The 12,033-nt window shown below is 70.3% G+C and carries 12 protein-coding genes; 8 read left to right on the top strand and 4 right to left on the bottom strand.

Annotated features, from left to right (window positions below; translation table 11 throughout):
• Positions 1-92: 92 nt before the first annotated feature.
• Positions 93-1,070: an NAD(+) diphosphatase gene (gene nudC, locus PKF00_RS38860; protein ID WP_271222750.1), complete on the top strand. Its 978-nt coding sequence runs from the start codon at positions 93-95 to the stop codon at positions 1,068-1,070.
• Here nudC and PKF00_RS38855 read toward each other — a convergent pair whose 3' ends face one another.
• Positions 1,071-1,307, bottom strand: coding sequence for a mycoredoxin (locus tag PKF00_RS38855; protein ID WP_271222749.1), 237 nt, complete (start codon positions 1,305-1,307; stop codon positions 1,071-1,073).
• Positions 1,308-1,385: 78 nt separating this feature from the next.
• Positions 1,386-2,618, bottom strand: coding sequence for an alpha/beta hydrolase (locus PKF00_RS38850; RefSeq protein WP_271222748.1), 1,233 nt, complete (start codon positions 2,616-2,618; stop codon positions 1,386-1,388).
• 188 nt (positions 2,619-2,806) lie between these two features.
• On the opposite strand from PKF00_RS38850, the gene PKF00_RS38845 reads away from it, so the two are divergent.
• The 4 genes from PKF00_RS38845 (at position 2,807) to PKF00_RS38830 (ending at position 6,611) form a co-directional block, all read left to right on the top strand.
• Entirely contained in the window at positions 2,807-4,882 is a 2,076-nt protein-coding gene (locus PKF00_RS38845) for an ATP-dependent DNA helicase UvrD2 (RefSeq protein ID WP_271222747.1), read from the top strand.
• Positions 4,879-5,760, top strand: a complete 882-nt coding sequence (gene tesB, locus PKF00_RS38840; RefSeq protein ID WP_271222746.1) for an acyl-CoA thioesterase II — start codon at positions 4,879-4,881, stop codon at positions 5,758-5,760. The genes PKF00_RS38845 and tesB overlap by 4 nt, the downstream gene beginning before the upstream one ends.
• A 109-nt stretch (positions 5,761-5,869) precedes the next feature.
• Complete coding sequence (locus PKF00_RS38835; protein WP_271222745.1) at positions 5,870-6,214, top strand: hypothetical protein; 345 nt, start codon at positions 5,870-5,872, stop codon at positions 6,212-6,214.
• A gap of 127 nt (positions 6,215-6,341) precedes the next feature.
• Positions 6,342-6,611: a WhiB family transcriptional regulator gene (locus PKF00_RS38830; protein ID WP_184718892.1), complete on the top strand. Its 270-nt coding sequence runs from the start codon at positions 6,342-6,344 to the stop codon at positions 6,609-6,611.
• A 644-nt stretch (positions 6,612-7,255) separates the two neighbouring features.
• On the opposite strand, the gene PKF00_RS38825 is transcribed toward PKF00_RS38830, so the two are convergent.
• Positions 7,256-8,551, bottom strand: coding sequence for an ABC1 kinase family protein (locus PKF00_RS38825; RefSeq protein WP_425582219.1), 1,296 nt, complete (start codon positions 8,549-8,551; stop codon positions 7,256-7,258).
• A 104-nt stretch (positions 8,552-8,655) separates the two neighbouring features.
• The gene (locus tag PKF00_RS38820) at positions 8,656-9,762 is read right to left on the bottom strand and encodes a ThiF family adenylyltransferase (RefSeq protein WP_271222743.1); all 1,107 of its coding nucleotides are present in this window, start codon (positions 9,760-9,762) and stop codon (positions 8,656-8,658) included.
• Positions 9,763-9,970: 208 nt separating this feature from the next.
• Here PKF00_RS38820 and PKF00_RS38815 point away from each other — a divergent pair, with 208 nt between their 5' ends.
• The 3 genes from PKF00_RS38815 to PKF00_RS38805 all read left to right on the top strand — a co-directional run bounded on the left by PKF00_RS38815 (position 9,971) and on the right by PKF00_RS38805 (position 12,006).
• Positions 9,971-10,777 carry an enoyl-CoA hydratase/isomerase family protein gene (locus PKF00_RS38815; protein ID WP_271222742.1) on the top strand — a complete coding sequence of 269 codons (807 nt, stop codon included), beginning with the start codon at positions 9,971-9,973 and terminating at the stop codon, positions 10,775-10,777.
• Positions 10,778-10,897: 120 nt separating this feature from the next.
• A complete protein-coding gene (locus PKF00_RS38810; RefSeq protein WP_271222741.1) occupies positions 10,898-11,410 on the top strand; it encodes a M48 metallopeptidase family protein in 513 nt (170 codons plus the stop codon).
• Positions 11,407-12,006 carry a DUF2064 domain-containing protein gene (locus PKF00_RS38805; protein WP_271222740.1) on the top strand — a complete coding sequence of 200 codons (600 nt, stop codon included), beginning with the start codon at positions 11,407-11,409 and terminating at the stop codon, positions 12,004-12,006. Before PKF00_RS38810 ends, PKF00_RS38805 begins: the two co-directional genes overlap by 4 nt.
• The last annotated feature ends 27 nt before the right edge of the window (positions 12,007-12,033 follow it).

Here is a 12,033-nt window from a genome sequence, read left to right as displayed (position 1 = left end):
CGGCCGTCGAAGGCGGCGCTGGGTGAGACCCGGGAAGGGCGGTCGTTTCCTGCGGCATAGGATGGCCAGTCGGTCTGGGAAGCGGGGACGGCGTGGAAATCACCACAGGAGAAGGACTACTGGGACCGCTGCTGCTCGCGCGCGGCGCCATCGACCGCTCGGCGCTGCTGCGCGGCGACGCGGAGTGGCTCGAACGCGCGTGGGCCGACGGCGCGACCCGGGTCGTGGTCGTCGACGACGGGCAGGCGCTGGTCCGGCGGCGAGGAGAGGGAGTCGCGCTGGTCCTGCTGCCGACGGCCGAGGCGCCCAAGGGGGAGCGCTACCTGCTCGGCGTGGACGCCGAGGGCATCGCCTACTTCGCCGTCGCGGCCTCACTGGCGGACGCCGAGCACCCGGGCTCGGCGGGGCGGATCGTCGCGCCCGTCGCCCTGTCGGCGTTGCGGGAGGGGGAGGCCGTCGCCGTCGGGCTGCGCCAGGTCGGCTCGCTGCTGGAGGACCTGGACGCCGGGCTGTTGGTCTACGCGGTCGCCCTTGAGGCCTGGCACGCCACCCACGAGTTCTGCCCGCGGTGCGGCAGCCGTACCGAGGTGCGGGCCGGCGGGCACGTGCGAGCCTGTCTCGAGGACGGCAGCCAGCACTTCCCGAGGGTCGACCCCGCGGTGATCATGCTCGTCCACGACGACGAGGACCGGTGCCTGCTGGCCCGGGGGCCGCAGTGGCCGGAGGGGCGCCTTTCCGTGCTCGCCGGGTTCGTCGAGCCGGGTGAGTCGCTGGAGCACGCCGTCGCCAGGGAGGTGGCCGAGGAGGTCGGCGTGCGCGTCGTCGACGCCCGCTATCTCGGCAGCCAGCCGTGGCCCTTCCCGCGCAGCCTGATGCTCGGCTTCTTCGCGCGGGCGGTCTCGACGGAGTTCGCGCTCGACCCGGAGGAGATCGCGGAGGCCCGCTGGTTCAGCCGCGCCGAGCTGCGGGCCGCGCTGGACAGCGGCGAGGTGCGTCTGCCGTCCGAGGTCTCGATCGCCCGAAGACTGATCGAGACCTGGTACGGCGAGCCGCTCACAGGAGACTGGTGATCAGGCGTTGAGCCGGGCCTTGACCTCGATCACCGAGGGGTTGGTCACGGCCGTGCCGTCCTCGAACAGGACGGTCGGCACGGTCTGGTTGCCGTTGTTGACACTCATGACGAACTGAGCGGCGTCGGGGTTCTGCTCGATGTCGATCTCCCGGTAGGAGATCCCCTCACGGGTGAGCTGGCTCTTGAGCCGCTTGCAGGGGCCGCACCAGGTGGTGGTGTAAACCGTCAGCGCCATTTGTGGACTATCCCCTCATGTCGTGAGATGTGCAGCGCTCATTGCCAACAAAGTGAGAGCCATTCATCTTCCCGCCGCTCAGAGGAGCTTTCCGGCGACCCAGTCCTGAACCCTCTCGGCCACGCCGGGCAGCCGGTACATCGGCGCGCTGTGCTCGATGCCGGGCTCGGTCAGCACCGTCATGCCCACGCCGAACGAGCGCAGGCGTTCCTTGAGCTGGAGGCTGTGCTCGACGGGGACGAACTCCTCCTCCGAGTGCACGGCCAGCTCCGGCACGTCGCCACGGCTCGCGTGCCGCGACACCTCCATGCTGGCCCAGATCTTCGGGCACTTGGCGGGCTCGCAGCCCCCGGCGAGCTGGATGGCCGCCTCGCGCAGCTTGCGCTTGTTGAGGTCGAAGACGTCGGTGCCGCCCTCCTCGTAGGCGAGCATCGGCGAGGTCACCGGGGAGATGCCGACGACCCCGCGCAGCCCCGGCAGCCCGTCCCCGTAGGTTCCGACGGCGGCGGCCAGGTGGCCTCCCGCGGAGAAGCCGACGACCACGTAGTTGTTGGGGTCGAAGGACCACAGGGAGGCGTGCCTGCGCGCGGTGGCGATGGCGTCCAGCGCGTCGACCCGCTGGGCGGGCCAGGCCGCCTCACCGGAGAGGCGGTAGTTGATGTTGAAGACCGTGTAGCCCTGCTCGGCGTAGCTCTTGGTGATCTCGGTCATGTACTTCTTGTCGCCGGAGGACCACCAGCCGCCGTGGATCAGGAAGACGCCGGGTCGCTTGAGACCGTCGGTCTGGTGCCAGACGTCCATCCGCTGGCGGGCGTGCGGGCCGTACGCGACGGTGTTGATGACGGTTCCCTGGAGCAGGGGGTTGTCCGTCGGAGCCGGCGACGAGGTGGGGGTCGGCTTCTTCGGCTTGGCGGTCGAGGTCGCCTTCGAGGTCGAGGTCGAGGTCGGAGTCGGCGTCGCGGTGGGATCGGCCTTCGCCGTCTTCGCCGTCTGCGCCGACGTCCCCGCCGTGCCGGCCGCGCCCGCGGTCTCCGCCGTGCCCGCAGTCTCCGCCGTGTCCGCGGTCCCCGTCTTCGCCGAGGTGCCGGCCTTCCCGGCCTTGCCTGCCTGGCCCGCCTGCGCGCCCGCCTTCGCGGACGAGACGATCTCCGCCCACAGCGGCGTCTTGTCGGGCGAGGCCGTGTTCTCCCCGCCCTCCTGCGACGTGCCCACCGGCTGCGGGGAAGCGGAGAGGGCGTGCGCGGCCGAAGTCGCCTGCAACGCCGCGGGCCCGATCACCAACGCCGCCAGGGCGAGAGTACTCACGGTCACCGCGGTTCTCACAGGTCTCTTCCTTCCCCCGAGCTCAGATCGGTCACCATTGTGGAGGAACCGCCCTTTTTACGCATCTTCGGGAACGACATAGGTTGACGGCGGCATGTTGCCAGAATGGGCGATGCTTGGCCACCGGCTGGAAGGATGTTTCCGTCCGGCCTGTTCAACCCGTGTAAGGAGTCTCCGTGCAGTTCGACGACGTCCTGGCGGGGCTGGACCCCGAGCAGCGGGAGGTGGCCGAGGCCGTGCGCGGCCCGGTCTGCGTGCTCGCCGGAGCGGGGACGGGCAAGACGCGGGCGATCACCCACCGCATCGCCCACGCGGTGCGCAGCGGTGCGGTCGAGGCCCAGAGCGTGCTGGCCGTGACGTTCACCACACGCGCCGCGGGCGAGCTCAGGCAGAGGCTGCGCGAGCTCGGCACGCCGGCGGTGCAGGCCCGCACCTTCCACGCCGCCGCGCTGCGCCAGCTCACCTACTTCTGGCCGCGTGTCATCGGCGGCGATCCGCCCAAGGTGATCGAGTCGAAGCTGCCGCTGCTGATCGACGCCTGCCGCTCCGTCAGGAAGAACCCCGACCGGTCCGAACTGCGGGACATCGCCTCCGAGATCGAGTGGGCCAAGGCCACCCAGATCGGCCCGGAGGACTACGCCGAGGCCGCGAGGAAGGCGGGCAGGACCCCGCCGGTGCCGGCCGAGGAGGTCTTCCGGCTCTACGACGCCTACGAGACCCTCCGCCGCGACCGGCACCTGGTCGACTTCGAGACCATCCTCGAACTCACCGCGGCGGTGATGACCGAGCACCGCGAGGTGGCCACGCAGATCCGCCAGCAGTACCGCTACTTCGTCGTGGACGAGTACCAGGACGTCAACCCGCTGCAGAAGCTCCTGCTGGACACCTGGCTCGGCGGGCGCGACGACCTGTGCGTGGTCGGCGACCCCAACCAGACGATCTACTCCTTCACCGGCGCGACGCCCAGATACCTGACCGGCTTCCCGGTCGAGCACCCGGACGCCACCGTGATCAAGCTGGTCCGCGACTACCGGTCGACCCCCCAGGTCGTCTCCCTGGCCAACCGGCTCCTCGACCGGTCGAGGACGCCGCACAAGCTCGCCCTGATCGCCCAGCGCCCCGACGGCCCCGAGCCCGTCTTCACCGAGTACGACGACGAGCAAGCGGAGGCGGAGGGGGTGGCGCGTGCGGTGCGCGCCCTCACGGACAGCGGGGTGCCCGCCCGCGAGATCGCCGTGCTCTTCCGCGTCAACGCCCAGTCCGAGGCCTACGAGCAGGCCTTCGCCAACGCGGGCGTCCCCTACCTGCTGCGCGGCGCCGACCGGTTCTTCGAACGCCCCGAGGTCCGCCACGCAGTCGTGCTGCTGCGCGGCGCGGCCCGCTCCGCCGCCCGTGACGACGAACTGGCCCCGACCGTCCACCACATCCTCTCCGGCATCGGCCTCACCCCCGAGGCGCCCGGCGGCGGCAAGGCCCGCGAGAAGTGGGAGTCGCTCAAGGCCCTCGCCGACCTCGCGGAGGACCTGGCCACGCGGGGCGCGGACCTGGCCGCCTTCGTGGCGGAGCTGGAACGGCGGGCCGGCGAGCAGCACGCGCCGCCCGTCGAGGGCGTGACGCTGGCGTCGCTGCACGCCGCGAAGGGCCTGGAGTGGGACGCGGTCTTCCTGGTCGGCGTCACCGACGGCATGATGCCGATCATCTACGCCGAGACGCCCGACCAGATCGAGGAGGAGCGTCGCCTGCTGTACGTCGGCGTCACCCGGGCCAGGGCACACCTGGCGCTGTCGTGGGCGCTGGCGCGCTCGCCGGGCGGCCGCAGGTCGAGGAAGCCCTCCCGCTTCCTCGACGGCCTCACCGGCCGTTCCGCGCCGCAGCGCCGTACCTCTCCTTCCTCTCCGTCTCCCGCGGAACGCCGCCAGGTCGCCGCGCCGGTGAGTTGCCGGATCTGCGGAAAGACCCTCGCCGTCGCCGCCGAGCAGAAGCTCGGCAGATGCGCCACCTGCCCCGCCGACTACGACGAGGCCCTGCTGGAGAGCCTCAGGGCCTGGCGTACCGCGGTGGCGAAGGAGGCCAAGATCCCGACCTACGTGGTCTTCACCGACGTCACCCTCCAGGCCATCGCCGAGCGCGCGCCGACCTGTGAACAGGACCTGCTGGCGATCACCGGCATCGGACGCGTCAAACTGGACCGGTACGGCGAGGCGGTGTTCGCTCTCTGCCGTGCGGCCGCAGACCGGACGGAGGACGTGTGAACGAGGCGCTCAAGGAGCTGCTCGATGTGCTCGACCTGGAACAGATCGAGCTCGACATCTTCCGGGGCCGCAGTCCCGACGAGCACATCCAGCGGGTCTTCGGCGGCCAGGTGGCGGCCCAGGCGCTGGTGGCGGCGGGAAGGACGGTTCAGGACGACCGTCGCGTCCATTCGCTGCACGCCTACTTCATCCGCCCCGGCGATCCGGCGATCCCGATCGTCTACAACGTGGAGCGCGTCCGCGACGGCCGTTCCTTCACCACCAGAAGAGTCGTCGCCATCCAGCACGGCAAGGCGATATTCACCATGTCGGCCTCCTTCCACATTGAGGAGCCCGGTCTGGAGCACCAGGCCGCGGTGATGCCGCAGGCGGCCGCTCCCGAGGACATCGCGCCCTTCCACGAGCGGGTGCGCGAGGCGGCCGGGGCCGCGGGGCAGGAGTCCCCGTGGCGGGAGTGGCTGGCCCGGCAGCGCCCCCTCGACGCGCGCTACGCGACCCCGGTCCCCCTGGAGGCCCTGCACGACCCCTCGCTGAGCCGCCCCACGACGAACGTCTGGTTCCGCTACGAGGCCGAGCTGCCCGACGACCCGCTGCTGCACGTCGTGCTCGCCGCCTACGCCTCCGACTTCACCCTGGTGGACACCGTGCTGCTGGCCCACGGCCAGGCCTGGGGAACCCCGAACGTCGCCGGAGCCTCGCTGGACCACGCGATGTGGTTCCACCGTCCCTTCCGCGTGGACGACTGGATGCTGTACGCCCAGGAGTCGCCCTGGTCGGGCACCGCGCGGGGGCTGGCCAGGGGAGAGATGTTCACCCGTTCCGGTGAGTTGGCCGTGTCGGTGGTCCAGGAGGCCCTGATTCGCGTGAGTCAGTTGTAAAACTGCAGGTAGAAAATATGTTGCCCCTCCCCGCAACCGGGGTTTAGGGTCATGGTCAAGCAAGTCGGACACTCCTGTCCGACGATCCACGAATGGAGGTGAGTCCGCGGTGAAGAAGATACTGATGTCCTCCCAGTTCGGGCTTACTTCCATGCGCCTCGGCATGCCCCTGTCCCATGGCCGCCATGTCGTCCTCTCGGCCGATCCGGCTGCCCGACTGCGACGGGAAACCCAGCTCCAGCAGGACATCCAGGTTCAGCAGGACATCCAGCTCCAGCAGCGTCAGTCTGCCCGGACCCAGGTTCTGGCCAGCCGTCTGCCCATCGCCTTCGCGGCGACGGGTGTCGAGGCTGTTCCGGCTCCTGAGGCCGGCGGCTATGCACCGACCAAGCACACCGCAAATGGTGGATGGCGTGGTCCGCACCCCTGGAGGCGACCTCCGGTCATAATCTGACCGAGAGAAAGAGCCTCCAGGCCGCGGATCCACACCAGGATCCGCGGCCTTCTTGTTTGTCCGCGTTATTCCTGTCCCCCCACCCAGAGGTAACCGAAGATCAACACCTAACTGAGAGGTGAAGCAGATGGGGGCCCAGACGATCATGGACCTGATCGACGAAGCCGCAATCCCCTGTCGTACCGACCCCGACCTCTGGTTCGCAGAGTCTCCGGAGGATGTGGAGTTCGCCAAGGCGCTCTGCGGAGGCTGCCCGATCCAGCAGGCCTGCCTGGCCCGCGCGCTCGAGCGCGAGGAGCCCTGGGGCGTCTGGGGCGGCGAGCTCATCCTGCGGGGCGCGATCGTCCCGCGGAAGCGCCCGCGTGGCCGTCCCCGCAAGACTCCGGTCGCTGCCTGACCGGCAACACCCGATCAACCAGAACCATCAAGGCGTTCCCGAAAGGACCACTTCCGATGACTTACCTCAACAGCACCAGCTCCTTCGGTCTCGACACCCTCTCTATGCAACAAGAACTGGTTCGGGACCGAATACGAACCCTCCACCGGGAGGCGGAGGAGGAGCGTCGTGTGAATGGCATCCTGCGTTTGAGGCGTGCCCGCCGTGACGCGGAACGCGCCTCCTCACGCCTGCGTCACGCGCTTCTGCGGCTTGTCTGACCTCGGCTGATCGCCGAGAGGCCACAGCTGTCCGACCGCCGAGGACCCCGGAGCGTCTGACCGCTGAGAACCGACCCCGAAGGGGTGGCCCCACCCGGGCCACCCCTTTTCCGTTTTCCGTGCGCCGGGCGTGAAAACGGGACCGGCTCTGTTCTCGTGCGGGACGCGCCCCTTTTCCGGGCGCGGAGTTTTTCCATGGGCCGGGCGCGGAGTGGGCGGGCCCTGTCGTCGCGCGGGAGGCCCCTTTTCCGTGCGCCGGGCGCGGGGTTTTCCGGCGCGCTGCCAGAGCCCGAGGCCGTCGGCCACGGAACCACGGTGAGAAAGCTGAAAAAGGGGCCGGAAAGGGAAGGGGCGGTGGGGAACGGATGGTGGGGAAGGGATGTCTCAGCTCGCGGCGACCGCCTGCTCCTGCGGATCCTCCTCGGCGAAGCCGGGAACCCAGCGGATCACCTCTTCGCGAAAACGGGCGGTGGCGCCGAGTTGGCAGAGCACGCCGAGCCCGGCCGCGTGCACCCGGTGGATGAGGACATAGGACACCGGCAGGTTGAGCTGGCGCGCCACGTTGCTCGGGCGCAGGTCGGTGACCGTGGCCGCCTGCTCCTGCAGCCACTCGCGACTGAAGGTGAACTCCTCCACCGCCGTCGGCTCCACGTAGGGGGCGAGGAAGGCCCGCAGCGCCTCGGGGTCGATCTCGATGTGGGGGAGGATGAACCCCTCGTCGCGCAGTCCCTGGACCACGTTCCCCATGTCGCCGTTGTTGAAGATGCGGGTCAGTTTCCCGAAGGCGGGGGGATAACCGTCGGGCAGCCGGTTGACGGCGCCGAAGTCGAGCACGCACAGCCGTCCGTCCTCGACGATCCGGAAGTTTCCCGGATGCGGGTCCGCGTGGAGCATGCCCACCCGGGCCGGCGAGGAGAACAGGAAACGAACGAGCTGGAGCCCGGCCCGGTCACGCTGCTCCTTGGTCCCCTCGGAGATGATCCGCGACAGCGGGACGCCGTCCACCCACTCGGAGACGAGCACCTGCTCGTTGGCGGCGATGACGTCCGGGATCAGGAAGTCGGGGTCGTCCTTGAACTCCAGGGCGAAGGCGTGCTGCGCCTCCGCCTCACGCAGGTAGTCGAGCTCCTCGGCCACCCGCTCTCGCAGCTCGCTGAGGACGGCCTTGATGTCGAGGCCGGGAAGCAGCACCCCGAAGAGCTTGCCGAGCCTGGCGAGCTGGTTGAAGTCGGAGAGCAGCGCCTTGCCCGCTCCGGGGTACTGGATCTTGACCGCGACCGTCCTGCCGTCGTGCCAGACGGCCTTGTGCACCTGCCCGATCGACGCCGCGGCGGTCGGGTGGTCCTCGAACGACCGGAAGTTCTCCCGCCAGTCGTCGCCGAGCTGTTCGAGGAGAACCCTGTGCACGGTCTTGGCGGGCAGCGGCGGAGCGGCGTCCTGGAGCCTGGTGAGGGTCGCGCGGTAGGGGCCGATGACCTCCGCGGGCAGCGCGGCCTCGAAGATGGACAGCGCCTGGCCGAGCTTCATCGCCCCGCCCTTGAGCTCTCCGAGAACCTTGAAGATCTGTTCGGCGGTACGCTGCTGGATCTCCTGGGCGACGATCTCCGCGGGCTTTCCTCCGATCCGTTTTCCCAGCCCGAGGGCGGTACGGCCGGCGAATCCGATCGGCAGAGCCGCCAACTTGGCCGATCGCGCGACTGCGCGGCGCGGAAGGTCACTCACCTTGGCTCGCGGCATGTCCCCGTACAGCGAGACGCCGCTCCCTCCCTTCGGTGTGGTGTCTGTCAGCGGCAGGTCGCCGACGCGACCATTGTCAGCGAACCCAAGTCGTTCTGGAAGCAACGACATTGAGGATGAACACTCCAGGATCGCCGCTTCCATCTCCAATCAGGCAATACATCTGTTGTGCCATTGGTCACAGCTGACTCCGACCCGTCGATCGAAGCAAGCGCGTGGCCGACCGCCATGGCCGCGACCAGCGTGGACATGGCCGTGCCGCACCCGATCTCCCCCGCGGGGAAGCCGCCGAGGCGGGCGCTGACGACCGGCCATCCGGGATCGCGATCGCGCCTTGTCAAATCTAGACACCGCAGGCATGTGCTCCGCCCAGGCAACACCAGCGGGCCGACGGATCCGAAGCCCTCGTAGGCGGTCACGAGCAGGTGCGGGATCCTGCAGGACAGCAGCTCGCCCGCCAGCAGGCCGTCGAGCGGCCCGACCGGCGCGAGCACCGCCAGGTCCGGCGGCCGGGCGCCGTCCGCCGGACGGGCCGCGTGGTCACCGGTCCACGCGGTGACCGAGGGCGCCGCCTCCCTGGCCAGCGCGACCGCGCCTTCCTGTCTGCTCATGCCCATGTCCACCTGCTCCCGGGTCAGCCCGCCGGGGACGACGTCCCGGGGACGGGCGGGGCCGGGGTCGACGACGCACAGGCCGCCGACCCCGGAGGCGGCGAGCAGGGCGACGACCTGCGCGCCGACGCGGCCCGCGCCGTACACCCGCACCTGGGCGCCGCGCCTGCGCTCCAGCGTGGCCAGTCCGCCGTCGGTCGTGCCGGGAAGCAGGGAAAGCGCGTCCAGGTCGGGCTGCAGCCGGTCGCGCTCGGCCAGGGTGAGCAGACGCAGCGGGCCGGGCCGCGCCGCCGCGTCGTCGACCACGCCGCGCTCGACCAGCAGGTCGAGCAGGGCACGGCCGCGCTCCCGCCCGATCCCCGCCTCGGCGGCCCCGGCCAGCACCCCGGCCACGTCGCGCACGCCGTCCAGGCTCTCGACCCAGCGGCGGACCTCGGGCTCGAGATCGGTCAGCACCACCGCGTGCCGCGGGTGCAGGCCGAACTGCAGGGTGCGCTCGTCACGCGCGATCCTGCGCAGGACGGGCTTCAGGCGTGGCCTCATGGGACACCCTCTCCTTGGGGGGACTCGTCCTCAGGGGGACTCGGCGGATCACGGGACCTCGGCGCCACGGGACCTCCGGGCCTCACGCCCCGGGTCCCACGACCCCGAGGTCTCAGGCTCGGGGCGTGTCAGCGTGCCACGCCCCCTCAAGATCCCGGACGGGTTTCCCGCCGCCTGTGGATAACTTCGATGTAATACGCTCCCCGCCATGGACGAGCTCTTGGTCGACCGGCGGAGCGACGGCGTCGTCGTGCTCACGCTCAACCGCCCTGACCGGCGGAACTCGATGACGGACGGGATGACGGAGCAGTGGCGGCGGACCATCTCCGATCTGCGTCGCGACCGGCACGTGCGGTGCGTGGTCGTCACGGGGGCGGGCAGCGCGTTCTGCTCGGGAGGAGACCTCTCCTGGCTCGCGGACCGCGGCGCGGAGAACGTGCCGGACCTGCGCGACAGGATGCTGGGCTTCTACCGGACCTGGCTGTCGGTCGCGGACCTGGAGGTGCCGACCATCGCCGCCGTCAACGGCGCCGCCGTCGGGGCGGGACTGTGCCTCGCCCTCGCCTGCGACCTGGTCTACGCCGCGGAGGAGGCCAAACTGCTCGCCCCCTTCACCTCGCTCGGCCTGCACCCGGGAATGGCGGCCACCTACCTGCTGCCCAGGGTCGCCGGGGTCGGGGTGGCCAGGGAGATGCTCCTGACGGGACGGACCATGTCGGGCGTGGAGGCGGCGTCCTCGGGCCTGGTCACCAGGGCCTTCCCTCGCGAGTCGCTGACGGCCGAGGTGTTGGAGATCGCGTCGAGGACCGCGGCGAACGCCCCCGTCGCCACCCGGCTCACCAAGGTCGCCCTCGCGGGCGGCGGACACGCCGACCTCGACGCCGCGTTGCGCTGGGAATCCCTCGCCCAGCCTGTCACCATGGTCTCGGACGACCTGCTCGAAGGGCTGGCCGCGCAACGGGAGCGGCGGGCCCCGCGATTCGGAGAGTCCCGAGACGCCGGATATCCCGGTTAATTCGATAAGTCGCAGCCATAACCAACCGGTCTCGCTGAACAATCAACGAACAGGGATTGACCAGCCAGAACGTCTTCGGCCCTCTGGTGTGAATTCGTGATTCTCGGCTACCGTTCATATGTGCCCCCCGAGACAGTCGAGGTCCGTCGAAGTTCTCGTCGTCGGCGGACGGTTTCCGCGTACCGCGACGGCGAGAAAACGATCGTGCTGCTCCCCGCCGGCCTCAGCAGCACCGACGAGGAACAATGGGTACGCCGGATGCTCGACCGGCTCGCGGCCAAGGAGCAGCGGAGACGCCCCTCCGACGACGACCTGTTCGAACGGGCGAGTGAGCTTTCCGCACGCTATCTCGACGGAAGGGCGAAGCCGTCGAGCGTGCGCTGGGTCGACAACCAGCAGCACCGATGGGGATCGTGCACCCCCGATCACGGCACCATCAGGATCTCCACCCGGCTCAGGGGCATGCCGTCGTGGGTGGTCGACTACGTGATCATGCACGAGCTGGTGCACCTGCTCGTGCCGAGCCACGGTCCTCGGTTCTGGGCCCTGGTCGAACACTATCCCAAGGCCGAACGCGCACGGGGATTCCTCGAGGGATTCTCCATGGCGGCGGGCGCCGCGGAGGAGTGTTGACCGAGGAGCGGACGGTCGCGGTCGTCGTCACGTCCTCGATGTCGGCCGGGGCCCCGCCGGGGACGGATCCGGCGCGTTTCCTGACAGCCGTGGCCGAGGACGCCTACGAGCTCGTCGCCGCTCTCGACTTCGTCACCCCGGTCCTGGTGACGAGCGTGCCGGGGATGGAGGAGATCGTCTGGCCGGGCACGCCTGTCGTCGAGATCCCCGACCTGTCAGGAGCCGAGCTGGTCAGGGCCGCCTTCGAGGCGCTGCCGTACGGCGGGCAGGCGGTCGTGCTGAGCGCCGACGCGCCCGACCTGCCGCCGCTGCTGATCGGAAAGCTCTTCCGGGAGCTGGGCAGGGCCCGCGTCGCCGTCTGCCCGGCGGCGGACGGCGGCGCCGTGGCGATCGCCGCCCACCTGCCCCTTCCCGACTGGGCCGAAGTGGGATTCGACGACCCCGAACCGGTCAGGTCCCTGCGCGCCCGCGCGCCGGGCCCCAGGACGGTCGCCACGGGCCCGGGCTGGCACCGGCTGCGCGACCCCCGCGACATCCACAGGCTCGACCCCGGCCTTGAGGGCTGGGACAACACCCGGGCGCTGCTCTCCTCCTGAACAGGCCGCAGCGGCGTGACCCGGACG

It is taken from the genome of Streptosporangium carneum (genome assembly GCF_027922005.1).
Lineage (GTDB): Bacteria > Actinomycetota > Actinomycetes > Streptosporangiales > Streptosporangiaceae > Streptosporangium > Streptosporangium carneum.
Note: the sequence above shows the minus strand (reverse complement) of the source record. Positions and strands in the feature narration are given on the sequence as shown.

Excerpts from the sequence above, each read along its gene's own strand:
- PKF00_RS38820 (WP_271222743.1), bottom strand. The coding sequence starts at position 9,762 with ATGAGGCCACGCCTGAAGCCCGTCCTGCGCAGGATCGCGCGTGACGAG.
- PKF00_RS38855 (WP_271222749.1), bottom strand. The coding sequence starts at position 1,307 with ATGGCGCTGACGGTTTACACCACCACCTGGTGCGGCCCCTGCAAGCGG.
- PKF00_RS38815 (WP_271222742.1), top strand. The coding sequence starts at position 9,971 with ATGGACGAGCTCTTGGTCGACCGGCGGAGCGACGGCGTCGTCGTGCTC.
- PKF00_RS38830 (WP_184718892.1), top strand. The coding sequence starts at position 6,342 with ATGGGGGCCCAGACGATCATGGACCTGATCGACGAAGCCGCAATCCCC.